The 26,940-nt window shown below is 63.3% G+C and carries 27 protein-coding genes; 14 read left to right on the top strand and 13 right to left on the bottom strand.

Annotated elements, in window-relative coordinates; all coding sequences use genetic code 11:
- Window positions 1-95: 95 nt before the first annotated feature.
- The 3 genes from VWY60_RS17340 to hrpB all read right to left on the bottom strand — a co-directional run bounded on the left by VWY60_RS17340 (window position 96) and on the right by hrpB (window position 4,813).
- Window positions 96-1,577 (bottom strand): inorganic phosphate transporter, encoded by a 1,482-nt coding sequence (locus VWY60_RS17340; RefSeq protein WP_416535030.1) that lies wholly within the window; start codon window positions 1,575-1,577, stop codon window positions 96-98.
- 90 nt (window positions 1,578-1,667) lie between these two features.
- Entirely contained in the window at window positions 1,668-2,126 is a 459-nt protein-coding gene (locus VWY60_RS17335; protein WP_340546169.1) for an NUDIX hydrolase, read from the bottom strand.
- 182 nt (window positions 2,127-2,308) lie between these two features.
- The gene (gene hrpB, locus VWY60_RS17330) at window positions 2,309-4,813 is read right to left on the bottom strand and encodes an ATP-dependent helicase HrpB (RefSeq protein ID WP_416541276.1); all 2,505 of its coding nucleotides are present in this window, start codon (window positions 4,811-4,813) and stop codon (window positions 2,309-2,311) included.
- Between the two features lie 139 nt (window positions 4,814-4,952).
- Between hrpB and meaB the strand changes: the two genes are divergently transcribed.
- From meaB to VWY60_RS17305, 5 genes are all read left to right on the top strand, one after another.
- Window positions 4,953-5,990, top strand: a complete 1,038-nt coding sequence (meaB, locus tag VWY60_RS17325) for a methylmalonyl Co-A mutase-associated GTPase MeaB (protein WP_416541275.1) — start codon at window positions 4,953-4,955, stop codon at window positions 5,988-5,990.
- Window positions 5,991-6,286: 296 nt separating this feature from the next.
- Window positions 6,287-6,577 (top strand): 50S ribosomal protein L28, encoded by a 291-nt coding sequence (gene rpmB, locus VWY60_RS17320; RefSeq protein WP_260088093.1) that lies wholly within the window; start codon window positions 6,287-6,289, stop codon window positions 6,575-6,577.
- 186 nt (window positions 6,578-6,763) lie between these two features.
- The gene (locus tag VWY60_RS17315; RefSeq protein WP_340546167.1) at window positions 6,764-7,120 is read left to right on the top strand and encodes a DUF2946 family protein; all 357 of its coding nucleotides are present in this window, start codon (window positions 6,764-6,766) and stop codon (window positions 7,118-7,120) included.
- Between the two features lie 53 nt (window positions 7,121-7,173).
- A complete protein-coding gene (locus VWY60_RS17310; RefSeq protein WP_416541274.1) occupies window positions 7,174-7,644 on the top strand; it encodes a copper chaperone PCu(A)C in 471 nt (156 codons plus the stop codon).
- Between the two features lie 148 nt (window positions 7,645-7,792).
- Window positions 7,793-8,233: a low molecular weight protein-tyrosine-phosphatase gene (locus tag VWY60_RS17305; protein WP_416541273.1), complete on the top strand. Its 441-nt coding sequence runs from the start codon at window positions 7,793-7,795 to the stop codon at window positions 8,231-8,233.
- A gap of 7 nt (window positions 8,234-8,240) precedes the next feature.
- Here VWY60_RS17305 and VWY60_RS17300 read toward each other — a convergent pair whose 3' ends face one another.
- From VWY60_RS17300 to VWY60_RS17285, 4 genes are all read right to left on the bottom strand, one after another.
- Window positions 8,241-9,206, bottom strand: coding sequence for a LysR family transcriptional regulator (locus VWY60_RS17300; protein ID WP_416541272.1), 966 nt, complete (start codon window positions 9,204-9,206; stop codon window positions 8,241-8,243).
- A 189-nt stretch (window positions 9,207-9,395) separates the two neighbouring features.
- On the bottom strand, window positions 9,396-9,707 hold the full coding sequence (locus VWY60_RS17295) for a hypothetical protein (RefSeq protein ID WP_416541271.1): 312 nt from the start codon (window positions 9,705-9,707) through the stop codon (window positions 9,396-9,398).
- A gap of 296 nt (window positions 9,708-10,003) precedes the next feature.
- Entirely contained in the window at window positions 10,004-10,186 is a 183-nt protein-coding gene (locus VWY60_RS17290) for a hypothetical protein (RefSeq protein ID WP_027246833.1), read from the bottom strand.
- A gap of 244 nt (window positions 10,187-10,430) precedes the next feature.
- The gene (locus VWY60_RS17285) at window positions 10,431-11,636 is read right to left on the bottom strand and encodes a hypothetical protein (RefSeq protein WP_416541270.1); all 1,206 of its coding nucleotides are present in this window, start codon (window positions 11,634-11,636) and stop codon (window positions 10,431-10,433) included.
- A gap of 204 nt (window positions 11,637-11,840) precedes the next feature.
- Between VWY60_RS17285 and lepA the strand changes: the two genes are divergently transcribed.
- The 3 genes from lepA (at window position 11,841) to VWY60_RS17270 (ending at window position 15,302) form a co-directional block, all read left to right on the top strand.
- A complete protein-coding gene (lepA, locus tag VWY60_RS17280) occupies window positions 11,841-13,655 on the top strand; it encodes a translation elongation factor 4 (protein ID WP_416541269.1) in 1,815 nt (604 codons plus the stop codon).
- A 337-nt stretch (window positions 13,656-13,992) separates the two neighbouring features.
- Entirely contained in the window at window positions 13,993-14,835 is an 843-nt protein-coding gene (locus VWY60_RS17275; protein ID WP_102855018.1) for a hypothetical protein, read from the top strand.
- A gap of 227 nt (window positions 14,836-15,062) precedes the next feature.
- On the top strand, window positions 15,063-15,302 hold the full coding sequence (locus VWY60_RS17270) for a hypothetical protein (RefSeq protein ID WP_416541268.1): 240 nt from the start codon (window positions 15,063-15,065) through the stop codon (window positions 15,300-15,302).
- Between the two features lie 68 nt (window positions 15,303-15,370).
- Here VWY60_RS17270 and VWY60_RS17265 read toward each other — a convergent pair whose 3' ends face one another.
- Window positions 15,371-15,520, bottom strand: coding sequence for an entericidin A/B family lipoprotein (locus tag VWY60_RS17265; protein ID WP_340546158.1), 150 nt, complete (start codon window positions 15,518-15,520; stop codon window positions 15,371-15,373).
- Between the two features lie 244 nt (window positions 15,521-15,764).
- Here VWY60_RS17265 and VWY60_RS17260 point away from each other — a divergent pair, with 244 nt between their 5' ends.
- The 5 genes from VWY60_RS17260 to VWY60_RS17240 all read left to right on the top strand — a co-directional run bounded on the left by VWY60_RS17260 (window position 15,765) and on the right by VWY60_RS17240 (window position 20,609).
- A complete protein-coding gene (locus tag VWY60_RS17260; RefSeq protein ID WP_340546157.1) occupies window positions 15,765-16,076 on the top strand; it encodes a TraR/DksA family transcriptional regulator in 312 nt (103 codons plus the stop codon).
- 254 nt (window positions 16,077-16,330) lie between these two features.
- Window positions 16,331-16,846 (top strand): PhnA domain-containing protein, encoded by a 516-nt coding sequence (locus tag VWY60_RS17255; RefSeq protein WP_340546156.1) that lies wholly within the window; start codon window positions 16,331-16,333, stop codon window positions 16,844-16,846.
- A 105-nt stretch (window positions 16,847-16,951) separates the two neighbouring features.
- Window positions 16,952-17,605, top strand: a complete 654-nt coding sequence (locus tag VWY60_RS17250; protein WP_416541267.1) for a protein-L-isoaspartate O-methyltransferase family protein — start codon at window positions 16,952-16,954, stop codon at window positions 17,603-17,605.
- Between the two features lie 139 nt (window positions 17,606-17,744).
- Window positions 17,745-19,163 (top strand): TolC family outer membrane protein, encoded by a 1,419-nt coding sequence (locus VWY60_RS17245; RefSeq protein ID WP_416541266.1) that lies wholly within the window; start codon window positions 17,745-17,747, stop codon window positions 19,161-19,163.
- A gap of 129 nt (window positions 19,164-19,292) precedes the next feature.
- Window positions 19,293-20,609, top strand: coding sequence for a hypothetical protein (locus tag VWY60_RS17240; protein ID WP_416541265.1), 1,317 nt, complete (start codon window positions 19,293-19,295; stop codon window positions 20,607-20,609).
- Window positions 20,610-20,671: 62 nt separating this feature from the next.
- On the opposite strand, the gene VWY60_RS17235 is transcribed toward VWY60_RS17240, so the two are convergent.
- Together VWY60_RS17235 and VWY60_RS17230 are read right to left on the bottom strand one after the other, a co-directional pair.
- Window positions 20,672-22,132 (bottom strand): cobyric acid synthase, encoded by a 1,461-nt coding sequence (locus tag VWY60_RS17235; protein WP_340546152.1) that lies wholly within the window; start codon window positions 22,130-22,132, stop codon window positions 20,672-20,674.
- 187 nt (window positions 22,133-22,319) lie between these two features.
- On the bottom strand, window positions 22,320-22,637 hold the full coding sequence (locus VWY60_RS17230) for a DUF6280 family protein (RefSeq protein WP_008207990.1): 318 nt from the start codon (window positions 22,635-22,637) through the stop codon (window positions 22,320-22,322).
- 216 nt (window positions 22,638-22,853) lie between these two features.
- On the opposite strand from VWY60_RS17230, the gene efp reads away from it, so the two are divergent.
- Window positions 22,854-23,417: an elongation factor P gene (gene efp / locus VWY60_RS17225; protein WP_340546151.1), complete on the top strand. Its 564-nt coding sequence runs from the start codon at window positions 22,854-22,856 to the stop codon at window positions 23,415-23,417.
- Window positions 23,418-23,509: 92 nt separating this feature from the next.
- Here the strand turns inward: efp and VWY60_RS17220 are convergent, their stop codons facing one another.
- The 3 genes from VWY60_RS17220 to VWY60_RS17210 all read right to left on the bottom strand — a co-directional run bounded on the left by VWY60_RS17220 (window position 23,510) and on the right by VWY60_RS17210 (window position 26,818).
- Window positions 23,510-24,079 carry a hypothetical protein gene (locus VWY60_RS17220; protein WP_340546150.1) on the bottom strand — a complete coding sequence of 190 codons (570 nt, stop codon included), beginning with the start codon at window positions 24,077-24,079 and terminating at the stop codon, window positions 23,510-23,512.
- A 101-nt stretch (window positions 24,080-24,180) separates the two neighbouring features.
- A complete protein-coding gene (locus VWY60_RS17215) occupies window positions 24,181-24,921 on the bottom strand; it encodes a YgfZ/GcvT domain-containing protein (protein ID WP_416541264.1) in 741 nt (246 codons plus the stop codon).
- Window positions 24,922-24,976: 55 nt separating this feature from the next.
- On the bottom strand, window positions 24,977-26,818 hold the full coding sequence (locus VWY60_RS17210; RefSeq protein WP_416541321.1) for an ABC transporter ATP-binding protein: 1,842 nt from the start codon (window positions 26,816-26,818) through the stop codon (window positions 24,977-24,979).
- Window positions 26,819-26,940: the final 122 nt, after the last annotated feature.

Below are 26,940 nucleotides of genomic sequence, written 5' to 3'. Positions count from 1 at the left end.
AACCGCCGCATCCGGCCAGGATGCGGCGGTTTTTCCATTTCAGGCTGGGGCTTCGGGCCGGGGCTTCGGGCCGCGACTTCAGCCCAGGGCCGGGATCACATGGTGATCGCGGTCAGCGCCAGGAACACGCAGCCCGACAGCAGTGCCGCGGCGGGCACGGTGATCACCCATGCGGCAGCAATGGTCATGAAATGGCTGCGGCGCACCAGTTTGCGGCGACGGCGCTCTTCCGGTGCAATCCGCTTGGTTTCGGGTTGGGTGGCGGAGCTGTTGCGCAGGCGGCGCTCCATATGCCATTCGCGGAAGAAACCGACGCCAAACACAGCCCCCACCGCAATGTGGGTGGAGGAGACCGGCAGGCCCAGCCAGCTGGCCACGATCACGGTGATCGCGGCCGACAGCGATACGCAATAGGCGCGCATCGGATTGAGCTTGGTGATCTGGCTGCCGACCATGCGGATCAGCTTGGGACCAAAGAGGAACAGGCCAAAGGAGATGCCAAAGGCCCCGATCACCATGACCCAGGTCGGAATCGCCACTTTGGAGGCGATATCGCCAAATTCCGTTGTGTGCACGATCGCCGCCAGCGGACCCACCGCATTGGCCACATCATTGGCGCCATGAGCAAACGACAGAAGTGCAGCCGAGATCACCAGCGGGATCGAAAACAGCACCTTCAGCGATTTGTTGCGGTTCTCCATCCCCTCCGACTGGCGCTTGATCAGCGGTGCGGTGATCACATAGCTCATCGCGCCGACAGCGGCCCCGATCAGCAGCGCAATCTCCAGGTCGATCTTGATGATCTTCTTCAGCCCCTTCAGCGCCAGATAAGAGGCAAAGGCCCCCGCCATGATGCCCACCAGTACCGGAACCCAGCGCCGTGCAGCGGCGATCTTGTCGTCCTGATAGATGATCTTGGCCTTGATAAAGGCGAGGAACCCGGCCGCAATCAGCCCGCCTAGCACCGGTGAGATCACCCAGCTGGCAGCGATTTTGCTCATCGTGGGCCAGTTCACGGCGCCGAACCCGGCTGCTGCGATACCAGCGCCCATGACGCCGCCCACAACCGAATGTGTGGTCGAGACAGGCGCGCCGATCCATGTCGCAAGGTTCACCCAGAGCGCCGAGGAAATCAGCGCCGCCATCATGGCCCAGATGAACACATCGGCGCTGGCAACACTTGCCGGATCAATGATGCCCTTGGAGATGGTGGAGACCACATCACCGCCTGCCAGCAGCGCACCGGCGCTTTCGGCGAGGGCGGCAATCACGATGGCGCCGCCCATGGTCAGCGCGTTGGCGCCCACCGCCGGGCCCATGTTGTTGGCCACATCATTGGCACCGATGTTCAGCGCCATATAGGCCCCGAAGGCCGCCGCCGCGATCACCACAAAGCTGGAGGGCGTGGAGCCGAGGAACACCGCCGCGCCAACGCCGGCCAGCGCGATAAAGACCAGCGCGATGCCGGGGGCCACCAGCGGGCGCGACACATAGGATGTCGCCAGTTCAAGTTGAGAAATCCGGTTAAGATCCCGGTCCAGTGTCTTCCACTGCGGTCGCTGCGGTGCGTCGCTCATTGTATCGATCCCGATTCAAAAGTTGCGCACGCGCCTAGCGTCCCCTCTGCAGTCATGCAAGGGGTTTGTCATATTTCCATCACGGAACTGTTACAATTGACGCAGTAATTCGCTCAATTCAGGCTCGGCCACCAGATCCGCAGCGGCGGCCGGCGACATCCATTTGCGGGTCCGCTCGGATTGTTCGGGGTAATCCTTGGCCAGCTCAATGACCTCTGCCGCATAGACCAGCGTGTGCACGGTTTCCTTCGTGCCATTGTCCTGCAATTTCACATATTCGTAGGTGCCGACCGGCTCACCCTCGATCCGGGCCTCACGCACACCGGCCTCTTCCCAGGCCTCCTGCAGCGCGGATTGCGGGCCGTTCTTGCCCTTGATCGGCCAGCCTTTGGGGACAATCCAGCGACCGGTGCCCCGGCTGGTGATCATCAGCACTTCTCGGCCCTCGGCACCATCGCGATAGCACATGGCGGCGACTTGCAGCCGTTTGGGGCGGAAAAACATTGGCCGGAGGTACTCCTCCCAGGCACTGGACATCATATGCTTCATTGCTGCTCAGCTTTCTGCTGCCGGCGCTTGGATGCCCGGCACATTTTTGCTTTGGAACAATCTTGGCATGATGGGGCCGGAATTCAAGAGGCCGAGATTGCGAAACGGCGGGTTTTTGCGCCAAAGAGGCGCAAAGTTCCGTGAATTCGCGGGGAAATCACGCGTTCCGGCATCAGTTTTGGCTATTTCCGGGGTTTCGCGCGCAGGGTCGGATCCGCCTGCGTGGGGTCCTCGGGCCAGGGGTGTTTGGGGTATTGGGCGCGCATATCCTTGCGCACATCGGCATAAGAGCCGGACCAGAAACCGGGCAGATCGCGGGTGATCTGGATCGGCCGCTGCGCCGGTGACAGCAGCGAGACCTTCAGCGCCACGCCACCCACGCTAGGGTGGCGGGTGACCCCGAACATCTCTTGCAGGCGCACGGAGATCTCCGGGATCTCCTCGGCATAATCAATCGGCACCCGACGCCCCAGCGGCGTGGTGAAATGCGGCGGCGCCAGCTGGTCCAGCCTCTGCGTCTGCTCCCAGCTGAGCGCCGCGCGCAGCGCAGGCAGCAGGTCAAAGCGTTTCCAGTCCTCGGCGCTGCGCACCCCGTCCATCATCGGCAGCAGCCAATCCTCCAGCGTCGCCAGCAAAGCCTCTTCGCTGAAATCCGGCAGATCCTCGCCATCGGCCTGCAACAATCGCACCCGCGCCACAAACCGCGCCGCCGCACCGCTGAGCCGCAGGCCCAGTTCGCGCACACCGTCCAGCATCGCCGTCGCCACAGCCTCTGCCGGAACATCCTTCCAGATGTGATCCTCCAGCACGATGGCGCCCAGACACTGCTGACGACGCGCCACCACCCGGCGGTCGCGTTTGGACCAGGCGCAGGTCAGCTGCGGTTTGATCTGATCGGCAAATTCGGCGCGCAGCTCCGACAGGGCGATCGGTGCGGCCAGCCGCAGCCGCGCCTCACGCGGGTTGCCATCGCTGTCGAGCCCCACCAGAAACGGCGTCGCCGCCAGACTGTCCTCGGGCGGCAGCACCGCGCCCTTGCCACCGGACAGCACATAGCGCGGCGCATCGCCCTTGCGGCGCTGGCCGATCCGGTCGGGGTAGGCGGTGGCGGCCATCACCGCAGCGCTTGCCGACGCAGAGGATGCCCCACTGCGCGCCTGCCGGGCCAGCCGCTTGGTCTCGCCCTTGATGCGTTCCAGCGTCGGGAGGTTCAGCTGATAGCTCCGGCGACGCTGAAACCCCTTGGCATCCCTCAGGGCCTCCAGCCGCAGCGCCAGATCCACCGGCGCGCCGCGCAACGGGTCGCGTTCCGCCAGCAGCGCCGCCAGCGGTGCCGCATCAGCGCCAAAGCGCGCCAGCATATGCCCCAGGCGCGGGTGCAGCGGCAGCCGGGCCAGCGCCTTGCCATGGGGGGTGATCCGCCCCTCGTCGTCCAGCGCCCCGAGCATCCGCAACAAGGCGCGCGCCTCCTGCAGGGCGCCATCTGGCGGTGGCGTCAGAAACGGGAGATCGCCCGGGTCCGCCCCCCAGAGCGCCAGTTCCAGCGCCAGCGCGGTAAGGTCGGCGGCCTGAATCTCCGGCGGCGGAAACGCGGCCAGCGCGCCATCCTCGCCCTTGGTCCACAACCGATACCCAACACCAGCTGCAACCCGGCCCGCACGGCCCTGCCGCTGGGTAGCCTCGGCACGGGTCACCCGTTCGGTCACCAGCCGCGACATGCCGGAACCGGGGTCGAACCGGCTGCGCCGCGCCAGCCCCATGTCCACCACCACGCGAATGTCCTGAATGGTGAGCGAGGTTTCCGCGATCGAGGTCGCGAGCACGATTTTGCGCGCCACAGGATCCGGCTGGATCGCGGCGCGCTGCTCGGCAAAGGGGAGCGCGCCATATAGCGGACGCACCACGCAATCTCCCGGCAGCCGGGTCGCCAGCGCGGCAGCGGCCTTGCGGATCTCGCCCTCGCCGGGGAGGAACACCAGAATGCCGCCACCCTTGGCCTCGGACCCGCCTTTGCCGCCGGATCCGGGCGGGCGTGTCTCCGCCTCTGCGCGCAGCACCAGATCCACCAGCGCATCCAGCCGCCTCGGACCGCGTCCGCTGCGGCTGTCGGCGGGCAGGGGGGTGTCCAGCCAGCGGGTCTCAACCGGATAGCTGCGCCCCTCGGAGGTGATCAGCGGCGCCGCCATCAGTTCCGCGACGGGTGCGGCATCCAATGTGGCAGACATCGCCAGCAGGATCAGATCGTCGCGCAGCGCTCCGGCCACCTCCAGACAGAGCGCCAGACCAAAATCGGCATTGAGCGACCGTTCGTGGAATTCGTCAAAGATCACCGCGCCGATACCGGGCAGATCAGGGTCCGATTGCAGCATCCGGGTCAGGATCCCCTCGGTCACCACTTCGATCCGGGTCTCGGCGCTGACCTTGGCCTCGCCGCGGATCCGGTAGCCGACGGTTGCGCCGACCGGCTGGCCCAGCGTGTCGGCCATACGTTCCGCCGCGGCCCGCGCTGCCAGCCTGCGCGGCTCCAGCATGATGATCCGCCCCTCGCAGAGCTGCTCTTCCAGCATCGCCAGCGGCACCCGCGTGGTCTTGCCCGCGCCCGGTGGCGCCTGCAACACGGCACGCGACTGGCGGCGCAGGGCAGCGATCAACTCGGGCAGGGCGTCATCAATGGGCAATCTGGTCATGCCGCCTTATCGCCAATGGCGCGGGCGTGGTCCAGCGCCGAGCGCACCGGCTTTGTCCTCCTGCGACGGATGTTCACTGGACAAGCGCCGCCCGGCTGCGCCATCAATGCCCAAACCTAGGAGCGGGGAGAGGGCCACCATGGCAGCAGCAGGCAATTCCGGTGGAACAGGCGGCACAACGGCAGATCGCAGGGGTCCGCTGGATATCGACGATCTGGCCGCGCGGATCCTGAATGGCGAACGCCGCGCCCTGGCCCGAGCGATCACGCTGGTGGAAAGCGGGCGCGCCGACCACCGCGAGGCCACCACCCGCCTGCTGGACCGTCTGGCCCGCGAAAACCGTCAGGCTCTGCGCATCGGCCTGTCCGGCACGCCGGGGGTGGGGAAATCCACCTTCATCGAAAGCTTCGGCATGATGCTGATCGCGGCAGGCCTGCGGGTCGCGGTGCTTGCGGTTGATCCCAGCTCGACCCGTTCGGGCGGATCGATTCTGGGCGACAAGACCCGGATGGAACATCTCAGCCGCGAAAAAAACGCCTTTATCCGCCCCTCGCCAAGCCAGACCCATCTGGGCGGCGTTGGGCGCCGCTCGCGCGAAGCGGTGGCGCTGTGCGAGGCGGCGGGCTTTGACGTGGTGCTGATCGAAACCGTCGGGGTCGGGCAGTCAGAAACCGTGGTTTCGGAAATGTCCGATCTGTTTCTCTTGCTGCTGGCGCCGGCGGGGGGCGACGAATTGCAGGGCGTCAAACGCGGCATCATGGAAATGGCCGACATCATTCTGGTGAACAAGGCCGACGGCGATCTGAAACCGGCCGCCACCCGCACCTGCGCCGATTATGCCGGGGCGCTGCGCCTGCTGCGCAAACGTCCGCAGGATCCCGATGGCTTCCCCAAGGCGCTGATGGTCTCTGCCGCGACGAAGGACGGGCTGGAGACCGCATGGGACGACATGCAGGCGCTGGCCGACTGGCGTCGCGCCAATGGCCACTGGCAGCGCCGCCGCGCCGAACAGGCCCGCTACTGGTTTGGCGAGGATGTGCGTCAGGCGCTGCTGGCACGGCTGGAAACCCCTTGGGCGCGGAGCCGTATGGCGGAACTCTCCGAAGATGTGGCGGCAGGGCAGATCACGCCGGCGGCGGCGGCCCGGGATCTGCTGGCCGGGCTGGGCGTCGGTTGAGGTCCGCACCGGCCGCCGGGAGGGGATGCTGCGGCAGGCGCAGATGCTGTGATAAACGCTGGAGTCCGCGCCTCAGACAGGCTATGAGGGCGCAGACCTTGGGTGCTGAAACAGCCCGCTGGGAGGTTGTGCACGGGTTGTCCCATAAATCCGTTTCATATGGCTTGACCCTGCACGCGATTCCTCCTAAACGCATCCAACCAGTTTTCGGGCGCAGCCAATGGCCGCGCCCCTTGTAATTTGGTGCTCGATTCGAACAATGATCCACGGGCGCCCCAGATACGAAGGATGAACCTATGTCGCGCCGTTGCGAACTGACCGGAAAAGGCCCGATGACTGGCAACAATGTCAGCCACGCCAACAACAAAACCAAACGTCGCTTTCTGCCGAACCTGAACGACGTGACCCTCCAGTCCGAGACTCTGGGTCGTGGTATCAAGCTGCGCATCTCCGCGGCTGCTCTGCGCACCGTTGATCACCGTGGTGGTCTGGACGCATTCCTGGCCAAAGCCAAGGACGAAGAGCTGTCCACCGCAGCGCTGAAGGTCAAGAAAGAGATCGCCAAGGCACAAGCCGCCGAGGCCTGATCGCCAGACCCGGCCCGCAGCGGGCAGGGACAAGATTTCGAAACGCCGTGCATGACCCTCATGCGCGGCGTTTTCATGTGTGCCACTGGCGTGCGTGCTGGCCTGTCTCGCCGGTCTCGCCTGCTTTGCCTGCGTCCCTTTTTCGCCTTGCAGCGGCGCGGTCGCGGGCGCATATCTCGCGGCACAATGACCTTGCTGCGTTCATATCTGGCTCTGGCCCTGATCGCTTTGATGGCCGTCACCGGCGTCAGCGCGCAGGCGGGTATGCGCGATGCTACGGGGCAGATGGTGATCTGTACCGGCACCGGGCCGGTGATGGTCTATATCGACAGCGACGGCCAGCCGGTCTCGCCGCCGATGGACTGCCCCGAATGCCTGACCTTCACCGCCGATCTTGCGCTGTCGCTGCCGCTTCCGGCGCAGAGCACCCTGCCGCGACAGCTGACGCGCGATCTGGGCGAATCCGCCGCGATCCTGCCCATGGTGCGGCTGGCGGCCTGGGCCCGTGGGCCACCGGAACTGGTGCCTCTGCGCGCGGTCTGAGCGCGCTCCACCAGACCCGAATTCCAAAGCCTACGTATCAAGGATCACGACCAATGACCTTCAAGACCACTTTTGCCGCCAGCGTCGCTGCCATCTGTTTTGCCGGTGCCGCCTTTGCCGCCGACATCACCGTGACAGACAGCTATGCCCGCGTCTCCTCCAAAGCCGCCAAGAGCGGCGCTGCCTTTATGATGATCGAAAACGCCTCCGACAGCGACGACCGCCTGATCGCAGCCCATAGCGACGCCGCAAAGCTGGTGCAGCTGCACACCCATAAGGAAGGCGAAAACGGCGTCATGCAGATGCTGCACGTCGAGGAGGGCTTTGCCGTTGCTGCCGGTGCCACCCATATGCTGCAACGTGGCGGCGATCATGTGATGCTGATGGGGCTGACCAGACCGCTGGAGCATGGCGATACGGTCGATCTTACCCTCGTGTTCGAAAAGGCCGGTGAGGTCACCGTGACCGTGCCCGTCGATCTGGAGCGCAAGGCAGATCACGGTGCGATGAAACACTCGCATTGATCGCCCGTCTGATCTGAAACCACAGCCCTTTTTTGGCCAGCCCGCGCAGACCGCCGCATGGGCTGGCCATTTTCTTTTTCTGCGGGCGCGTTACCATGGGCCTCTCCCCTCGCGCCAAATCGCGGCGCATCCAGCAAAGGCCGCATCCGTGACGCAGAACATTCTCTTTGTCTGTCTTGGCAATATCTGCCGCTCCCCCGCCGCCGAAGGCGTGTTTCGACTGCTCTGCCCGCAGGTCGGGACCGACAGCGCCGGCACCGCAGGCTACCATGTGGGCGCGCCGCCCTATGGCGCCATGCAGGCCGCAGCCGGGGCGCGGGGGATTGATCTGTCGGATCTGCGCGCGCGTCAGTTCACACCACAGGATTTCGCCCGCTTTGATCTGATCATCGCAATGGATGGCGACAATCTCGCCGATATCGAAGCGCTGCGCCCCGAGGGAGCCACGACGCCGGTCAGGCTGTTCACCGATTACGCCCCGGATCATGGCGCCGATCACGTGCCGGATCCCTATTACACCCACGACTTTGACGGATGCCTCGATCTGATCGAAGCCGCCGCAGCCGGGCTGGCCAGAACATTGCGCTAAGGCCGGTTCAGTCCTCCAGCACCTTCAGCTCACCGGCCAGCCAGGTCAGGCGGTGCACCGCAGGGTCAATCATATGGCCCTGCACCAGCCGCCGCATCGTCTGCGCCACGTCGCGCGGCACCCGGTCGGCCCAATCGGCACTGGAAAACAGCGAAATTCGCCGCGAGAACGCCCCAAAGGGCAGCGGAAAGGCCTCGATCTCATCATGGAACCGGCCAGCCCGCATATAGCCCAGCGGCGTGGTGATCGCCCAGCCGATCCGCCGCGCCACCAGCGCCATCAGCGACAGATGCGAGCCGATTTCGAACCGTTCCTCAAACAGCAGCTTCTGGCGCGCCAGATGGGCCTCGATCTGCTGCGAAATCAGCTGGCTGCTCTCATAGCGCAGAAACGGCAGGGCGCTGAGGATATCCATCTCCGCCTCCGGTTTGCGCAGCATCCCGCGCGGCGCGACCAGCATGAAGGGATCGCGCACCAGCGGGTATTCGGTGATCCCCTCGCGCAGCGCACCGGAGGTGGCCGCCACGGCAATATGCAGCTCGCGCGCGTCCAGTGCGTCCAGAATGTCGTGGCTGCCTGCGGTGATCATCTTGAAACGGCAGTTGACCAGGCTCTCGGCCAGCGTGGTGGCCAGACGCGGGGTCAGATCATTGTCGAAATCATCAATCAGACCGATGGACAGCGTCGACAGGTGGTTGAGGTCAACCACGCTCAATTCGCTCTGCGCCAGACGCAGCTCGGTCAGCACCGCCTCCGTCCGCGCCAGGAAATTGCGCCCCGCCGGGGTCAGCACCATCGGACGGCGGCCGTGGTTGACCAGCTCCGCCCCCAGCGCGCTTTCCAGATTGCGCAGCTGCTGGCTGACCGCAGGCTGGCTCAGCCCGGTGAGCGCGGCCGTCTGTGCCACCGACCCGGTCTTGGCCAGCGCTTCGAACACCTCAAGCCCGCGCAGCGTCACCCCTTTCATCAACATATCTGCGGTCCTGCCTGATGGTGCGGGCGCCGTTCTGCGTCCCGTCGATGGGAAAGGGGAGGGGCGATGCGCATCGTCTGCTCAGCTGCGGTCCGTGATAGCCTCTGCCTGCGGGGCGTCTTATCCGATGTCACCCGGTGTCATCCGGGCGCAGGGTTGGACGTGATGAACTCACCCCGCCGCAGCGGATCAGCTACAGACCCGGGCTGCGTTTTCACCGAAGGATTTGTACCGTTTCCACAGCCGCTCGTCCGAGCTGCGGCTCGACTGGCGCACGACTTGGGCCTGATGCGGATCGCTGAACCATTTCGACACGGTCTTGCGTTCGCTGCGGTTGAGGCTGGCATTGGCCACCGACTGAATGCAGCGGCAGAGTGACGGCGAGGCTGCGGCGCGGTTGGACTGGCGACAGGCCTTCTCGATCGCGCCGGCGTCGACGGGGGCAGGCATCGCACCGGTGATCATCACAGCGCATAGCGAGGCAGTCAGCAGTAGCTTCATCTTCATTGTCCCTAGAAATCTGCAAGTGCTCTGATCTGAACGGGTCTGTTGCCCGCACTTGCCGGGACTATGCCGCAAGCGGCGGGGGCTTTCAATCTAGGTAAACAGCTGGTTGACCCTCGGCGGAAACCCGCCAATGGGCAAGAGGGCCTCCGCCGCGGCCCGGGCACAGCCCAGCAGCCGCCGCGCCTATCGGGCGCCGGCCCCTCGGGTGATCTGCTATGGCGACGCGGCCCTGTCCGACAGTCCGGCCCCCGTTCGGGCAGCTGTTCGACCGAGCGGCCAGCGGGCGCAGGTCAGGACTGATTTGGCCCGCGCAGGGACAGGATCATCTGGCGGACCGACTTCCAGTCCTCGGCTTCGGCGGTTTTGCCAGCCTCCTGACAGCGCCGCATTTTCTGCGCCACTTCGGCCTCGGCCTTGTCCCCATGCGCTGAATAGAGCGCACGGGCATATTCAGCAGTTCTGATGGCGTCCATTTCGGTGTCCTCCTGAGCAGTGAGATCCCCCGCAGCGGGGGCGCGCGTCTCGCGGAATGGCCGCAGTATAGCGTATTTTCGACCCGCCCGCAGGAGGTCAGACGAATTTGCGGCGTTTTGGCGAGGATGCGCTGAGGGGCATGCCTGAGCTTGGGGATGCGCAACGCGCCTTTCCGTTTTGCCGGAGGCAAACCTGCGGTTTGAGGGGAGGCAGGCGCGTCCCGACCTTGCGGCCGACGGGTTGCTAGATTTCTATGGCGGCTTCTATTTCTGCCGTTGAGTGAGTTAGAGCGGCTCCGCTAGGTGAAGAAACCTCTCCAAAAATCATGTCCCGATAATGAGAGATGTCCTCCAGACGCCGCTGCATGCCTTCGATGTCTCCACTCACGAACCAGATGCTCGTGAAAAGTGCCGCATACAGTTTCCAGTCGCCCAAGCTTGTGCCCAGTTGTTTCTTGAAGGCATCGGAAAAAACTGAGGGTTTTGAATCGCTCGCTTGCCTTAGTTCTTCTTGAAGTTCAGCGACTTTTGCATTCAGGCGGCCAATCTCTGCCCGCAGCTGATCCTCCGTTTCGCTCGGAATGGTCCCCTCGTGCGGGGCCGTTTGAATTGTCGAGTTCACTGTGAGCAGCAAAGCGGGTAAAGCTGTCAGAGGTTCCAGCGCTTCAGGAAGCGTGTTGGCACCGGTTTCTGCGTGAAAGCGTTCGATACTATGAGTGACCTGCGTGGCGAGGCCTTGCAGACTTGCGGAGGCAATAACCCGGTTATCGAATAAGTGGCTTACCGACTTGGGTTCGTGCTTGGGGAACCTGTCCTCACCCGATGGTTGTCCGCTGAATTCAGCCCTGATCCGCTCGATTTCGGCGGCAACCGCTTCGGGGCCTGCGTCCCAGAACGTATCGTCAATCAGCGCAACGCGGCGTTGGAGCTCCCAGTCGAGCGGTTTGCCGTCGAGGAAACCCTGATACCAATCGCGCCAAAAGAGCCAATGACTATGTTTCTTGCAATGTTCAATGAAACTTTCCCACTGAACTTGCAGCTGCAGTATGGGAGCGTCTTCGTTCCATAATTTGTTTCCGAGAAGTTGGGCATTTGTAGACACCGTTGCGTCAAAGAACAAAGATTTGCGCAAGATATCTCGGACTGCCTTCCCGGATTGATGCGTCTCACCAACAGATGTGACTGCGAAGGCAGCTACTTCAAGCGCGGCATCTGCGCTTGTTCGGCCTGCAAAGTCTAGTGCCGCGTGTGATGCAGAGATCGCATGGTAGATACTATCGCCAAGCTTACTTGGCGAATTTAGATATACATGTGACGATAGTACATTTCTGCGACTGAAAGCGGCGCTTTGATATGTTAAATCGCTAGCGACCACGAGTGCGCAGATGCTTGAGCGAAAGCAATCCAACAGTAAATACTCGTCGTCCATATCGGATGTGGTCAGCTCCATTGCGCTCGGTAGACTTCTGAGCGAAATGCGGCAAGCGAGTTGTCGTGATAGCTGAGTGCTTTGCCCTCGTAACCAAGTGTGAAGGTCTTCGTTTGAAGCTATTCTTGATAAACGTGCCATACCGTACTTTTCCGAGTTAAAATTCTGGTTGCAAAGCTACACGCCCGCTTGACCAAACCCCGAATCCAAATCATATCCCCTTGCATGACAGACCTCGCTCACATCCGCAATTTCTCCATCGTCGCCCATATCGACCATGGCAAATCCACCCTCGCTGACCGGCTCATTCAGGAGACCGGAACGGTTGAGGACCGCGATATGAAGGAGCAGCTGCTCGACTCCATGGATATCGAGCGCGAGCGCGGCATCACCATCAAGGCCAACACCGTCCGCATCGACTACAAGGCCGATGATGGTGAGACCTATGTGCTGAACCTGATCGACACCCCCGGTCACGTCGATTTCGCCTATGAGGTCTCCCGCTCCATGCGCGCGGTCGAAGGCTCGCTCCTGGTGGTCGACAGCTCGCAAGGGGTCGAGGCGCAGACGCTGGCCAATGTCTATCACGCGCTTGACGCCGACCATGAAATCGTGCCGGTCCTGAACAAGATCGACCTGCCGGCCTCTGACTGTGACCGCGTCGCCGAACAGATCGAGGATGTGATCGGCATCGACGCCTCCGAGGCGATCCGGGTTTCGGCGAAGACAGGGCAGGGCATCCGCGAGACGCTGGAGGCCATCGTCCAGCACCTCCCCGCGCCGACCGGCACCCGCGACGCCCCCCTGAAGGCGATGCTGGTGGACAGCTGGTATGACGCCTATCTCGGCGTGATCGTTCTGGTCCGCATCATGGACGGCGTGCTGAAAAAGGGCATGCGGGTGAAGTTCATGTCGAACAACACCCTGCACCATGTGGACCGCATCGGTGTGTTCCGCCCGGCCATGCAGGTGGTGGATCAGCTGGAACCGGGCGAGATTGGCTTCCTCACCGCGTCCATCAAACAGGTGCGCGACACCCGCGTCGGCGACACCATCACCAATGACCGCAACGGCACCGAGGTCGCCCTGCCGGGCTTCAAACCGGCACAGCCCGTGGTGTTCTGCGGTCTCTTCCCGGTGGATTCCTCCGAGTTCGAGGACCTGCGCGACGCCATCGACAAGCTGGCGCTGAATGACGCGTCCTTCTCCTTTGAAATGGAAACCTCCGCGGCCCTCGGCTTTGGCTTCCGCTGCGGCTTCCTTGGTCTGTTGCACCTTGAGGTGATCCGCGACCGGATCGAACGCGAATATAATATCGAACTCATCACCACCGCGCCCTCCGTGGTCTACCATGTCTATATGAAGGGCAAGGAAGGCGTTGAGGGCGAGATGATCGAGCTGCACAACCCCGCCGACATGCCCGATATGTCCAAGGTCGACCACCTTGAGGAGCCGCGCATCAAGGCGACCATTCTGGTGCCCGATGAATACCTCGGCGATGTGCTGAAGCTTTGTCAGGACCGTCGCGGCATTCAGGAAGACCTGACCTACGCCGGCTCCCGCGCCATGGTGGTCTATGACCTGCCGCTCAACGAGGTGGTGTTCGACTTCTACGACCGGTTGAAATCGGTGACCAAGGGCTATGCCTCCTTCGACTACCAGATGACCGGCTACCGCGAGGACAATCTGGTCAAGATGTCGGTGCTGGTCAACGACGAGCCGGTGGATGCGCTGTCGATGATGGTGCACCGCGACCGCGCCGAATTGCGGGGCCGCGCCATGTGTGAAAAGCTCAAGGACCTGATCCCGCGCCACATGTTCAAGATCCCGATCCAGGCCGCCATCGGCGGCAAGGTGATCGCGCGCGAGACCCTCTCGGCGCTGCGCAAGGACGTGACCGCCAAATGCTACGGCGGCGACGCGACGCGTAAGCGCAAGCTTCTGGACAAGCAGAAAGCGGGCAAGAAGAAGATGCGCCAGTTCGGCAAGGTGGATATCCCGCAAGAGGCGTTCATTTCCGCCCTCAAAATGGACAGCTAAAGCTGGCCATTTTAGGGGCGGCGGGGATGCGCGGTTGGCAAAGCCAATTGCGTGCCCGCACCCCGGCAATGACGCGGTGACTATGCGACACCTTCAAACGCATGCAACACGGGGCTTCGGCCCCGTTTTCTGTTTCTGGCGATTGTCAATCTCCCGCCCGGCCGAGAGGCCGGGCAGCGCCCGATCCGCCCCCACGGGCGGGCGCTTTGCACCCACCCTCGGACCGGGCGCTGCCCTTTTGACATTGTGCAAACATTTGTCGCAAATTTCCGTTGATTTTCCGCGGGTAAACCCACAGACTCCCCCTAAGATTGAATTTTGGTGGCGAAAAGCAATTATGGACGGTGTAATTTCTCATGAGCATTTTGAGCATTCGAAGGTAGTGCTCACTCTTACTCTGGATAATAGCCAGCCAATAGAGCTTGGTGCCTTTGTAAGCGCTTTCACCTCTCTCGCTTCGGACTATAGAAAGGGGCTGGAAAACAAGGGACTAGATGCTGAGGCTAAGCTTTACATAACAGAAGTCCGGTCTGGTTCAATTGTTGCGGATTTGATGCCTGTGGTGGCTACAGCTTTCCCGGTGGTTGCAGCTAGTGTCGAGCAATTGGGGCAAGCTGTTGACTTCGTGAACACTTGGGCTGATCGGCTTACAAAATTAAAAGACGGCTTAGTTCCTGAAGGCCTATCAAAGACCGAACTGAAGACTTTCACAGATGCGGTGCAGGCCGTCGCGAGTGATCCTAATGCAAATCAATTGCTGGAGGCTGCTACTTTCGAGGATGGAAAGCGACAGGTTAAGGCAGCCTTCAAGTTTACCACTAGCGACGCACGAGCAATCGAAAAAACAATTGAGGGTGAATTTAAACGCTTGGAGCAGCAAACCGAGCAGGTTCATAAGCGAGTGCTGATGTACTTTACCCGATCAGACATTGGCAACGCGCCAATTGAAAAGCGAAGTGGAGAGCGGGCTATTATTAGTACAATCTCAGAAAGAGACTTGCCGATTATGTATGCATCTGAACTAGCAGAGGAAAAAATTAAGCACGAAATCCGCGAGCCTGACGAGAATATCTACAAGAAAGGCTTCAATGTTGACGTCTCGGTGCAGTTTCGAGGTGACAAAGCAATTGTTTACAAGGTGTTGGCGGTTCACCAGGTGATCGACCTACCTGACGAATGAAGGGTATGGCCCGGCCGCAAGGTCGGGCAGCGCCCGGCGTGCTGGTCTGATGTCGGGCAAACTCCATTAAGCGGGCAGGCTCGCCCTGCGACCTTCGGCCAACCGCCGCTCCTCTCCAAACCCCCTGCGCCACTCTCCGCCCATCCGCGGCGTCTCCGCACCAACCCGCTGAAAACGCACCCGTTCCATGCTATCCTCCACCCCGTTCATCTGGGGAGGAGAACACCATGAAACAGCTGACTTTAGCCGCCGCGATCACCCTCTTGGCCGCGCCGCTTCTGGCCGGGCAGTGCCCTGCCGATATTGCCGCCATCGACGCGGCACTTGCCGCGGGCACCGAACTGTCGGAGGCGGATCTGGCAACCTTTCAGGAACTGCGCGACGAGGGGCAGAGCCTGCATGACGCGGGCGACCATGATGCCTCGGTTCAGACCCTGGCCGAGGCCAAGGCGATGCTCGGCATCTGAGGCCCCGCAGGGCAAACAAAAACGCCCGGCGGCAAACCGGGCGTTTCCACATCTTTCGCATCCCGTCGTCAGAAGCTGTTCTGCACGTCCTGTGCGGCGCCGCTGATGGCTTGGCCGGCTTTGGAAATGTCGCGGCCGGCGCCTTTGGTGGTTTCGCAGGCGGTCAGGCCAAACAGCGCGCCCGTCAGGGCGAGGGCGGTCAGGGCGGTTCGGATCATCGCATGTCTCCCGTGGTCGATCTTGCCCAACAGATAGCAAGCGCGCGGCGCGCGTTCCAGTGGTTTGCGGGGCGATATATCGGCGGCATTTTTGCGACCGCCGCCGCCCCGGCCGCCCGTCGCCCGCGCCGACCCCATCCCCCATATCCGGTGAGTACCACTTTCGGTCAAAACCGCATAGGTTGAGTCGGGTCGATCAATTTTCGTCAGCACAACCTGTCACCGATCCGGGGAGGATTTCTCAATGAACCACGCCGCTCAAAAAGACATACTGACACATCTTCGCAATGGCCTGCCTGCCGTTGGCGCCGCTTTCGGGGATGCCGCGGGCAACGTCGTGCCGATGACGCCGCGCCGCGCCAGCCCGGCAGTCGCGCAGCCGTCGGAGGCGCTGCTCAGCCGCAAATGGCTGGAACTGCGCCGGGATATCGACTGCGCTCTGGCCCGGCTTGACGAAGGCTCCTATGGCTACTGCCAGATCTGTGGTGATCGCATCACCGACAGCCACCTGCGCGAGCATCCGACCACGCCGTTCTGCGCCTCCTGCGCAGGCTAGCCGCCCGCGCCGGCGATACAGGCCGGAGATGCAGGCCGGAAATGCAGGCCGGGTCCCTCCAACCGAGCCCGCATTCCCCCGCCTCCGCAAGTTCGCGTTTACGAGTACCCCCGTTCCCCTGTGGACCCGCAGCAGGTCTCCGTGCTGCATCCCAACTCGCCCGCGCCTCCACGCGGGCGCTTTTCTTTCGCGGTTTTCATTGTCGGTCCGCTCGCCTAAAGCAGGGGCAACCCTGTCCTGAAGGAGCTTTGCCGATGTCCTGCGCCCTATGTGCCGCCGAAACGCCGCTTGTCACCCATGAGGTCGCTGGCGCCCCCGAGGGCCAGCTGGGCGAGGTTGCCATCTGCCAGACCTGCGCTGCGCAGGTGACGGGCGATCCGGATCCGGCACATATGCGCTGCCTGTCCTCGGCGATGTGGTCAGAAACGCCTGCGGTTCAGGTGCTGGCGGCCCGTCTGCTGGCGCGGTTGTCGGATCAGGACTGGGCGCGGGATCTCTCCGATCAGCTCTGGCTTGACGAGGACACGCGCGCCTGGGTCGACGCGGCACCTCAGCCCGGCGCCCACCGCGACAGCAATGGCGCGCCGCTGGCCCATGGCGACAGCGTGGTGCTGATCAAGGATCTGCCGGTGAAGGGCGCAGGCTTTACCGCCAAACGTGGCACCGCCGTGCGCAATATCTCCCTTGTTGCCGACAACCCCGAACATATCGAAGGCCGGGTCGAGGGGCAGCGCATCGTCATCCTGACCAAATTCGTGAAAAAGAAATAGGCGTCTCACCCGCCACAATGCAGCAGAAATGCGCGCCCGCCCGTTGCCGCCCTGTCCCGGATGTGGCACAACCACAGCAACTGACTGAACAGATGAGTTTAGCATATGACTGACTTTGCCGAACGTCGCCGCATGATGGTCGACACGCAGATCCGCCCGTCGGATGTCACCAAGTTCCCGATCATCGAAGCCATGCTGGCCGTGCCGCGCGAAGCCTTTGTTGCCGATGCGCAGCGCGAGGCGGCTTATGCCGATGGCAATCTGGATATCGGACCCGGTCGGGTGCTGCTGGAGCCGCGCACCCTGGGCAAGATCCTGGATGCGGTTGACGTGCAGCCGGATGAGCTGGTGCTCGATGTGGCCTGCGGTTTGGGCTATTCCACCGCGGTGATCGCGCGGGTGGCGCAGATGGTGATCGGCGTCGAGGAAGACGAGACCCTGGCGAGCGAAGCGCAGGGCCAGCTGTCGGCCGTTGGCGCCGACAATGCGATCGTGCACACCGGTGCGCTGGTCGAGGGCGCCGCAGAACACGGCCCCTATGATGTCATGATCGTCGAGGGGGGGGTGGAAACCCTGCCGGAGGCGCTGCTGGATCAGCTGAAGGATGGCGGCCGGATGGCAGCAATCTTCATGTCCGGTCCGCTGGGAGAGGTCAAAGTCGGCCATAAGACCGGCGGCCAGATCTCCTGGCGTCTGGCCTTTAATGCGGGCGCCCCGGTGCTGCCCGGTTTTGCGGCTGTTGAAGAATTCGCTCTCTGATCCGTCAGAGAGTTCACAGGTGATCCGCGCTGACCTTGGTCCGGGCGGATCGTGACAGATCGGCGCCTGAGACCCCTGTGCGCCAGAGAGAGCAGAACGGCACTGCCGCGTCGGTAGGCCGGATCACAAGAGGCTTAAGATGCGCAATAAACTGACGGCAAACCTGGTTAAGGCCTTCGTCTTCGCAGGAAGCGCGGCATTGCTGCTGGGTGCTCCGAAACAGGCTGCTGCCGACAATCTCTCGGATGCGATGATCGGCGCCTATAAGACCAGCGGCCTGCTGGAACAGAACCGCGCTCTGCTGCGCGCGCAGGACGAAAACGTTGCCGCCGCAGTGGCGCGCCTGCGTCCGGTGGTCGACTGGGTTGCCCGGGCAGAGCGTCAGTATGTGCGCAATGGCAATGGCACCATTGCCAGCTCCAACCATGATTCGACCCTGTCTACCGGTATTGATGTCAGCTGGCTGCTGTTTGACAACGGGGTCTCCCGGCTCAGCCAGCTCGCCGCGCAGGAGACCGTTCTGGCGACGCGTCAGGCCTTGCTCGACGTTGAACAGCAGGTGCTTTTTGCCGCCGTCCAGGCCTATGTGAACGTGCTGCTGCAACAGGACACCGTGGCGCTGCGCAGCAACAACCTGCGGCTGCTGCGCGAGGAACTGCGCGCCGCCAATGACCGCTTTGAAGTGGGCGAAGTCACCCGGACCGATGTGGCTCTGGCCGAAAGCCGCGTGGCCGGCGCGCAGGCCAGCCTGATCGAAAGCCAGGGCGACCTGCGCAATGCCCGTGCGACCTATGTTCAGGCTGTTGGCAATGCGCCGGGGACGATTGCCGGCCAGCCGCCGCTGCCGCAGCGCGTGGCCTCGCTGCAATCGGCAGAAGCCATCGCGATGCGCAATCACCCCAGCCTGCTGTCGCAGCAACACGCGGTAAAGGCTGCGGATTACGCCTCGCAGAGCAACACCCGCAACCTCGGGCCATCGGTCACATTGCGAGCCAATGCCACCCATGCCTCTGACGCCAGCGGGCCGGGGACGCGCGACACCTCCGGCGCCAGCGTGACGCTGTCACAGCGGCTCTATTCCGGCGGCTCTCTGGCCTCGGCGCGCCGTGCCAGCATTGCCCGTCTTCAGGCCGAACGCGGTGCCCTGATCACCACCCAGCGCGGCGTGACACAGGATGTATCGGCGGCCTTTGTGGCACTGGAAACCGCGCGCGCCAGCCTGGTGTCCTCGAATGAGCGCGTCCGCGCCGCGCGGGTCGCCTTTGACGGTGTCCGCGAGGAGGCAACGCTGGGCGCGCGAACCACGCTCGACGTGCTCGAAGCCGAGCAGGAGCTGCTGAACGCCCAGACCGACCGCGTGCAGTCCCGCGCCAATCAGGTGCTGGCGGCCTATGCGCTGTTGCAGGCGCAGGGGCTTCTGACCGCAGAACACCTTGGTCTGGCTGTCGAAATCTACGATCCGACGCTCTATTACAATCTGGTCAAGGATGCGCCGGCCCATGTCAGCCAGCGCAGCAAGGATCTGGACCGCGTGATGCGCGCTCTGGGCAAGAACTGAGACCTCGCAGAGCGCTCGACCGGGGGTCCGCAGCGGCGGGCCTCCTTAAAAACCGCTTAATTCACACGGTTGTCTGAACCGGGACAGATCGCTACACTCAGCCTCAAGAGGCGAGAGTGATAAGCAAAAATGTCCGAACCGGTTACCCAAGCTGAAATTGAAGACGTCCTGTCATCGATCCGCCGTCTGGTGAGCGAGGACAGTCGCACGGCTGATCCCCGGCTTGGCAAGGGGGGCGAGGTGGCATTGGCCGCCCAGATCGCCCAGCCGCAGCGGATCCACCGCAACACGGGCGTGCAGCCGAAAGCGGACACCGCCAACAGCAGTCAGCCGGTAACACGGCTGGTTCTGACTCCGGCCCTGCGCGTCCCCGAGAGCAAGCTTGCGCCCATCGCCGATAAGCCGATTGCCGATACATTCGTGGCTGACAGGCCGATCACCCAGGATGCCGAGGACGCGGACACCGCACCGGTTTCGCAGCAGGCCTCTGATGCCGCGACATCCGGCAAGGCGCGTTTCGGGGCGCTGATGGCCGTTGATGCGATTGAGTTCTGGGATGAGCCGCAGGACCGTATCGCGCAGGGGTTGGCGCTGCATGACAATGATCCCGGCCATGAGGATCTGGCGTTTTTCAACGGTATCGCCGCCGCAACCGCCGCTGATGCCGCCAAGGCTGCCGCTGATGCGGCCAAGCCCGCGCCGCAACCGGCTGCTGCTGCGCGCAGCGCCGACGCGCCTTGGACCGACCCCGCTGCCACGCTCTATCAGGCGGCCGCCACCACCGAACACGCACCCGAACGCCGGCCCGAGACAGAGGCGCCAGCGGTTGTGGTGAAACCTCATGCCCAGCTGAACCCGAAGGTGGGCGCCGTGGTGCAGAAACTGGCCGAGATGGAGGCTGCAAACTCAGCCCGCCCCGTGCTCTGGGAGCCGGATGGTTCCCGCGATACGCCCTATGCCGGCAGCGATCTGGAGACCCTCGCCTGGGAGGATCAGGACAGTGACGCGGAGGCCGCTGAAGAGGTTCATCTGGCCGCTTCGGCACCGCAGGCCGAGACCCCGGAGGAGAATCAGATCGCAGAACCGGAGACGGGGATAGAGGCTGATAGCTCGCACCGCGAGGCGCAGGAGACGCCCGTCAGCGAAGACCCGGAAGAGATCACGGAGGAGGTCACGGAGGGCGCAGTTGCGGCGCAGGCCCCTGACAGTCCCCCCGACGGTCACCGCGATCTGGCCGAAACCGCTGTCACCGACACCGCGCTGGAGGCGCTGGCGGGGTTCAGCGCCGACGAGGGCATTCTGGATGAACAGGCCCTGCGCGAGCTGGTCTCTGAAATCGTCCGCGAGGAGTTGCAGGGCGCCCTGGGTGAGCGGATCACCCGCAACGTCCGCAAACTGGTGCGCCGCGAGATCCACCGCGCCCTGTCGGCCCAGAACCTGCTCTGATCAGATCCCGACCGATCCACTGGCGCGCGTCTCTGGCGACACCATAGCTGCGCTCATCGCGCCTATGCGCCCCGGACCGGTTCGGCCAGCGCCAGCAGCGCGTCCAGATCCATGCAGTCCTCCAGATGGGCCGCCAGCGCATCCAGCGTGGCCTCGACCCCGTCGTCATAGCCTGCAACGCTCTCATGCCCCAGACCAGATAGGACCGACGCCCGGAACGCATCCGAGCTGAACAGACCATGCAGATATGAGCCACGCACGCGCCCATCCGGCGATACGGCCCCTTCCAGACGGCCCTCAATGCTGAGCCAGGCGCGGGCGCAATCCGCGCCATCGGTGCGGCCCATGTGGATCTCGTAACCGCTGACCGGCAGATTGCCGTCGCGGGTCACCGCTTCGGTCAGCGTCACCCGCTTTTCGCCCGCCATCACGGTATGCACATCCAGCAGGCCCAGCCCGGCCACCTTGCCCGGTCGGCCATCGACACCATCAGGATCATCAATTGTCTGCCCCAGCATCTGGTAGCCGCCGCAGAGCCCCATCACATGGCCGCCGCGCCGGTAATGCGCCAGGATATCAATGTCCCAGCCCTGCGCCCGCAGATAGGTGAGATCGCCAATGGTGGATTTGCTGCCGGGGATCAGAACCAGATCCGCGTCGCCGGGCAGGGCGCGCCCGGCGGGCACGATCTCAACCGTGACATTGGGTTCTGCCGCCAGCGGGTCGAGGTCGTCGAAATTCGCCATCCGCTCCAGCTGCGGCACCACGATCTTGCAGGCGCCCCCCCGGTGCGAGGCGATGTCCATCATGTCCTCGGCCGGCAGTTTCCAGGCCTCCCAGAACCAGGGGATCACCCCCAGCGACGGCCAGCCGGTGCGTGCGGCGATATCATCGCGACCGGCATCAAACAGGCTGCGGTCGCCGCGGAACCGGTTGACGGCAAATCCCTTGATCCGCGCCAGATCCTGCGGCTCCAGCACCGTATGGGTGCCGACGATCTGTGCAATCACGCCGCCCCGGTGAATGTCGCCCACCAGCACCACCGGCACATCCGCCGCGCAGGCAAATCCCATATTGGCGATATCACCCCGGCGCAGGTTGGTCTCCGCCGGGGATCCGGCGCCCTCGATCAGGACCAGATCGACATCCGCCGCCAACCTGCGAAAGCTCTCCAAGGCGGCCTCCAGCAGGCCGGTCTTATCGCGCATGAAGGAGCCTGCCGCCTGGGTGCCGCGCCGCTTGCCCTGTACGATCACCTGCGCGCCGGTCTCCGTCTCCGGTTTCAGCAGCACGGGGTTCATATCGGTATGAGGCGGGCGCATCGCGGCCCGTGCCTGCAACGCCTGCGCGCGGCCGATCTCACCGCCCTCGGGCGTGACCGCGGCATTGTTGGACATGTTCTGCGGTTTGAATGGCGCCACTGACAGGCCCCGGCGCACAAAGGCACGCGCCAGCCCCGCGACAATCATTGATTTGCCGACATTGCTGCCGGTGCCTTGGATCATGATGGCCCGTGCTGTCATGGCCGCCTCTTTCCCGCTGTTGCTGGTGTGATCTGTCACCTGTCAGCCATGGCGGATTTTTCGGGCCATGAAAAGCCCGGCGAGCGGCCGATTTCGCCATGAAACCGCCATCGCCAAAAGAAAAAACGCGCCCCCCAGGACGCGCTTTTCTTTGACGGTTAACTGTCCGTCAGACTGGCAGGTCTGATCAGGCCGCTTCGGCCTGTGCCGCGTTGCGGCGTTCGCTCTCTTCGCGCGACAGTGCAACAGAGGTACGGACACCCCGGCCCACAAATTCCATCAGGCCGCCGACCACACGTTCGTTCGGGTCGATGCCTGCACAGCTCAGCACTTCGCGCCCGTCGCGCGACCGTGCCCACCGAGCGATCTGCTCGGGGCCGTTACCGTATTTCTTGTCATCAGCAATCGCATCGTCCAGCGCAGCCAATACCACCGCCGCAAACAGCTTGCGTGCCCGGTTGCCTTGCTCGTTGTTATATGCGGTGCCGTCAACGAAATCTCGCATCGTGCTTCCTTTTTGTTCTTGCTATTGCAATTTCGGCGTAGCGCTCCTTATGGCGGAATTGTGACGATTCGGATAGCCTTCATACGCATATCTTTTATGCGCAATTTGCATGGCTCCCCGGTCCCTCACACGACATATCGTTGTCTTGCCAGCCGACTCCCTGCCAGATATAGGGGCGGTTAACAGTTCATCAACCACCCGAGAGGGATTTTTGTCATGCCCAAAATCAACGGTAACGAGATCCGCCCCGGCAATGTTCTCGAACACAACGGCGGTCTGTGGGCCGCTGTCAAAGTCGATCACGTGAAGCCCGGCAAGGGCGGCGCCTTTGCCCAGGTCGAGATGCGCAACCTGCGCAACGGCTCCAAACTGAACGAGCGGTTCCGCTCCGCCGACAAGGTCGAAAAGGTCCGTCTGGAACAGAAGGACCAGCAGTTCCTCTATGAGAGCGACGGCATGCTGGTGTTCATGGATGCTGAAACCTATGAGCAGATCGAGCTGCCCGCCGATCTGCTGGGCGATCGCCGCCCGTTCCTTCAGGACGGCATGACCATCGTTGTGGAATTCCATGAATCCGAGGCGCTGAACGCAACGCTGCCGCAGAAAGTCACCTGCAAGATTGTCGAGACCGAGCCGGTGGTCAAAGGTCAGACCGCTGCCAACTCCTTCAAGCCTGCGATCCTGGACAATGGCGTTAAGGTCATGGTGCCGCCCTTTGTCGGTCAGGATGAGATGATCGTCGTCAATACCGAGACCATGGAATATTCTGAGCGCGCCTAAGCGGTTAGCGCCAACAGTTCCAGCAAATGAATAACCCCCGCAGGCTGTCCTGCGGGGGTTTTTCATGGTGTCACAACAGGTGGCAGAGCCGATCAGTTGTAGTCGATTTCAATCTTGCGCAGTTCCAGGCTGTGGCCGCATTCGTCCATCATCTTGCCATAGGCAGCGGTGAACCCGGCCAGAGAGGCATCCAGAACCATCTCGCCCGCGCCATAGGGCACCACGGTCCGCACCTCCATCCGATCGCCGTCCTGCATCCAGAGAATGGTGTTCAGCGCATCCATCCAGCGGACCATGGCGCGCGCTTCGGCAATGCCTTCCTCGTTGATCTCGGCATCGGCGATACCGTAGAACACCGCCTTCTGGTCGATGATAAAGCCGATGGCCTGACCGTTCTGAACCTGCGTCGGATAATGGCGCGCGGCGCTCTCAAACAGCTCAAGCTGGGGGTAGGTTTCAGGCGGGCCGACATCGCCCTCGGTCACCGTGAGGCGCAGCAGCGGCAGCCCGTCGCCGCCGGTCCAGGCGGTGCAATCGCGCCAATCGTGCTCTTCGGTGACGCGCATATCGGCGGCGACGGACCAGTCCTGATATTCCCAGTAGTCACTGGAAAACGCGGGCAGGGGCAGCAGCGTCAGGGCAAGGCAGGGGAGCAATCGCATGAAATTATCCTCGTGAAATGATGTCTGAGACATAGCCGCCCGAGACAGCGATCCCGATGTGACGTCGCGTCACGATCTCGGGTGGCGGCCACGGAATCGCCTCAGGTCTTAACCTGCCAATGAACCCGTGCGTCCTGCGCGCACATATCGTCGCCCGCACGGTCGAATCGCAGATAGGCAATCGCGTGTTCGCCCGACTGGGTGAACAGCGTCCCGACGGCTTTGTCGGCGCGGCGGATCTCGGTGCCGATGGGCGCGCTGCCCTCGATGGCGACGGTGGAAAGACCCTTGCGCAGGGTGGTCTTGTGTTTCATCCGGGCGGTGACCTCCTGGCCGACATAGCAGCCCTTGCGGAAATCGACGCCGTTCAGCCGCTCAAACCCGGCTTCCAGAATGTAGCTCTCCGGCCCCAGCTCGATGCCGGTTTCGGGGATGCAATGGGCGACCCGGATGGCGTCCCAGTTGCTGCCGTCCTCGCCGCTTTCGGTGCCATAGGCGCGCCAGCCCAGATCCGGGTGGCGCGGATCCGCCAGCGCGCCCTCAGGCGCCGGCCCGGTGCCCCGGCGCACGGCCAGATCGGTTTCCTCGATGGTGACCTTGGCGCGCAGCCGGTACATTGTCAGCCGTTTCGCCAGCCCCGCGGCGAGGCTTTCGTCCACGTCCACCAGCAGGTCATCGCCATCAGCGGCGACAAAGAAATCCGCCAGATATTTGCCCTGCGGGGTCAGCAGGGCGGCATAGACCAGCCCCTGATCCACCTTGGCGACATCATTGGTGATCAACCCCTGAAGGAAGTCGCGGGTTTCAGCGCCGGAAAGACGCAGGATGCGGCGGTTGGTCATGGGTCAGGCTCCTGAAAGATCACGAAGGCAATGTAGGTCGCGAAGTGGGCAAGGCCTAGCCGAACATGCGCCGGGCCAGTTTCTGGAACCAGCGCGGCTGGTCGCCGCCTTCGCTGAACTGTCTGGGCGCCTGCGCGGCGACGCCTGCGCGGTCCACCAGCGTTTTGCCGTCCTGAAACTGCAACCGGTAGAGATCTGCATAGATGCCGCCACGCTCCAGCAGTTCCTCGTGGGTGCCCTGATCCATCACACGGCCACGTTCCATCACCACGATTTTATCGGCATTGCGGATGGTCGACAGCCGGTGTGCGATCACCAGCGTGGTGCGCCCGCCCGAGAGTTTCTCCAGCGCCTGTTGCACCACCTTTTCAGATTGCGCATCCAGCGCCGAGGTCGCCTCATCCAGCAGCAGGATCGGCGTGTCACGCAGCAGCGCGCGGGCAATCACCACCCGCTGACGCTGGCCACCGGACAGGGCCGAGCCACGCGGACCCACCAGCGTATCCAGCCCATTGGCGAGCTTTGGCAGGAAATCGGCCACATGCGAGGCTTCCAGAACTTCCTGTAGCCGCTCATCACTCACATCAGTGCGCCCCAGCAGGATGTTTTCGCGCAGGGTCTCGTCAAACAGCAGCGCCTCTTGGGTCACCACCGAGAACAGCCCGCGCAGATCATCCAGATCCATGTCCCGCACGGCGACGCCGCCCACGGTCACTGATCCCTCCTGCGGGTCCACCAGCCGGGTGAGCAGGTTGAAGATGGTGGATTTCCCGGCCCCGGAGGCGCCAACCAGCGCCGTGGTCTTGCCGGCCTCTGCCACCAGCGACAGTTCGCGCAACACATCCGAGTCGCCATAGCGCAGGGTGACATCGCTCAGCGCCACCTCGGGCAGGCCCTTGGGGGCGGGCACCGGCGTCTCCGGCGACACCAGTTTGATCGGCGAGTCCATCAGTTCCTTGATGCGTTCCATGGCGGCGGCCGCGGCCTGCCAGGTGCCGCTGATCGAGGCCAGCCGGCGCATCGGGTCAAAGGCCAGACCGATGGCGGTGAAAAAGCTCATGAACTCGCCCACGGTCTTCTTGCCCTCGATGATTTCGGCGCCGCCATAAAGCACCACGCCCATCACGCCCAAGCCGGCCATGATGTCGATCATCCCGGTGGTTGAGGCCACACCAAAAGAGGCGCGCACTTCGGAGCGGACAAACTGGTCCATATGGCCGCCGAAACGATCGGTCTGGTAGTCTTCGAGATTGTTCAGCTTGATCGGCACGATCCCGTGAAAGATCTCGTCGAGCCGGGTCGACAGCGAGGCCCCCAGATCGCGCGCCTGCGAGGCCTTGCGGCGCACATAGCGCTGTACGGCGGCCAGCGGCAACAGCAGCATCGGCAGGCCGACCAGCATGATCGCGGTCCAGCGCCAGTCAACGCTGATCGCCACAGCCAGAACGGCCACCATCTGCGTGACATCGCGGCCGGCACCGGTGATCAGCGCCTGCCAGACCGAATTGATCGCCATCACATCGCTCTGCACCCGCTGGATCAGGAAACCGGGCGGGTTCACCTGATGAAAGGACGGATCCTGCCGGATCAGCCGCGCCAGCATGTCCTTGCGCATATGGGCAGCGGAGGTCTGGGAAATCTTGCTGAGAATGACCTTCTGACAGACGCTGGAAATCCCGCGCATGGAGAAGATGATCAGAAACGCCAGGCTGACCCAGAACAGCGCAGTGGTATTGCCCGCCACAAATACCAGATCGAACATCGGCTGCATCATGTAGCTGAGGCCGCCGACGGTGCCGCCTTCGATCAGCATGAAGACGATCGCCAGTCCCAGAAGGCCCATGTAATGGCGCAGATAGCCGCGCCACAGCCAGCCCAGCAGCTCGCGCGAGGACATGTGCTCGGGCTTTGACTTGATGGCCGGGGCCTCTGCCGTGGCGGGTGCCACCGCCCGCCTGGGCGAGGGGGCGGCATCCACCGCAGGGGCGTCCGGCGTGTCCGGCGTTGCGGATGGGGGCG

This window comes from Phaeobacter sp. JH20_26 (genome assembly GCF_048056275.1).
GTDB classification, from domain to species: Bacteria; Pseudomonadota; Alphaproteobacteria; order Rhodobacterales; family Rhodobacteraceae; genus Phaeobacter; species Phaeobacter bryozoorum.
The sequence above is the reverse complement of the archived record's forward strand: the minus strand, read 5'-3'. Positions and strand labels throughout refer to the sequence as shown.

Coding starts and splice junctions, on each gene's coding strand:
- VWY60_RS17230 (WP_008207990.1), bottom strand. CDS start 22,637: ATGCGAGATTTCGTTGACGGCACCGCATATAACAACGAGCAAGGCAAC.
- VWY60_RS17235 (WP_340546152.1), bottom strand. CDS start 22,132: ATGACAGCACGGGCCATCATGATCCAAGGCACCGGCAGCAATGTCGGC.
- rpmB (WP_260088093.1), top strand. CDS start 6,287: ATGTCGCGCCGTTGCGAACTGACCGGAAAAGGCCCGATGACTGGCAAC.
- VWY60_RS17210 (WP_416541321.1), bottom strand. CDS start 26,818: ATGTCCTCGCGCGAGCTGCTGGGCTGGCTGTGGCGCGGCTATCTGCGC.
- VWY60_RS17250 (WP_416541267.1), top strand. CDS start 16,952: ATGACTGACTTTGCCGAACGTCGCCGCATGATGGTCGACACGCAGATC.
- VWY60_RS17340 (WP_416535030.1), bottom strand. CDS start 1,577: ATGAGCGACGCACCGCAGCGACCGCAGTGGAAGACACTGGACCGGGAT.
- efp (WP_340546151.1), top strand. CDS start 22,854: ATGCCCAAAATCAACGGTAACGAGATCCGCCCCGGCAATGTTCTCGAA.
- VWY60_RS17270 (WP_416541268.1), top strand. CDS start 15,063: ATGAAACAGCTGACTTTAGCCGCCGCGATCACCCTCTTGGCCGCGCCG.
- VWY60_RS17315 (WP_340546167.1), top strand. CDS start 6,764: ATGACCTTGCTGCGTTCATATCTGGCTCTGGCCCTGATCGCTTTGATG.
- VWY60_RS17265 (WP_340546158.1), bottom strand. CDS start 15,520: ATGATCCGAACCGCCCTGACCGCCCTCGCCCTGACGGGCGCGCTGTTT.
- VWY60_RS17335 (WP_340546169.1), bottom strand. CDS start 2,126: ATGAAGCATATGATGTCCAGTGCCTGGGAGGAGTACCTCCGGCCAATG.
- VWY60_RS17275 (WP_102855018.1), top strand. CDS start 13,993: ATGGACGGTGTAATTTCTCATGAGCATTTTGAGCATTCGAAGGTAGTG.
- hrpB (WP_416541276.1), bottom strand. CDS start 4,813: ATGACCAGATTGCCCATTGATGACGCCCTGCCCGAGTTGATCGCTGCC.
- VWY60_RS17285 (WP_416541270.1), bottom strand. CDS start 11,636: ATGGAGCTGACCACATCCGATATGGACGACGAGTATTTACTGTTGGAT.
- VWY60_RS17290 (WP_027246833.1), bottom strand. CDS start 10,186: ATGGACGCCATCAGAACTGCTGAATATGCCCGTGCGCTCTATTCAGCG.
- lepA (WP_416541269.1), top strand. CDS start 11,841: ATGACAGACCTCGCTCACATCCGCAATTTCTCCATCGTCGCCCATATC.
- VWY60_RS17255 (WP_340546156.1), top strand. CDS start 16,331: ATGTCCTGCGCCCTATGTGCCGCCGAAACGCCGCTTGTCACCCATGAG.
- VWY60_RS17220 (WP_340546150.1), bottom strand. CDS start 24,079: ATGCGATTGCTCCCCTGCCTTGCCCTGACGCTGCTGCCCCTGCCCGCG.
- VWY60_RS17215 (WP_416541264.1), bottom strand. CDS start 24,921: ATGACCAACCGCCGCATCCTGCGTCTTTCCGGCGCTGAAACCCGCGAC.
- VWY60_RS17240 (WP_416541265.1), top strand. CDS start 19,293: ATGTCCGAACCGGTTACCCAAGCTGAAATTGAAGACGTCCTGTCATCG.
- VWY60_RS17300 (WP_416541272.1), bottom strand. CDS start 9,206: ATGTTGATGAAAGGGGTGACGCTGCGCGGGCTTGAGGTGTTCGAAGCG.
- VWY60_RS17295 (WP_416541271.1), bottom strand. CDS start 9,707: ATGAAGCTACTGCTGACTGCCTCGCTATGCGCTGTGATGATCACCGGT.
- VWY60_RS17260 (WP_340546157.1), top strand. CDS start 15,765: ATGAACCACGCCGCTCAAAAAGACATACTGACACATCTTCGCAATGGC.
- VWY60_RS17310 (WP_416541274.1), top strand. CDS start 7,174: ATGACCTTCAAGACCACTTTTGCCGCCAGCGTCGCTGCCATCTGTTTT.
- meaB (WP_416541275.1), top strand. CDS start 4,953: ATGGCAGCAGCAGGCAATTCCGGTGGAACAGGCGGCACAACGGCAGAT.
- VWY60_RS17245 (WP_416541266.1), top strand. CDS start 17,745: ATGCGCAATAAACTGACGGCAAACCTGGTTAAGGCCTTCGTCTTCGCA.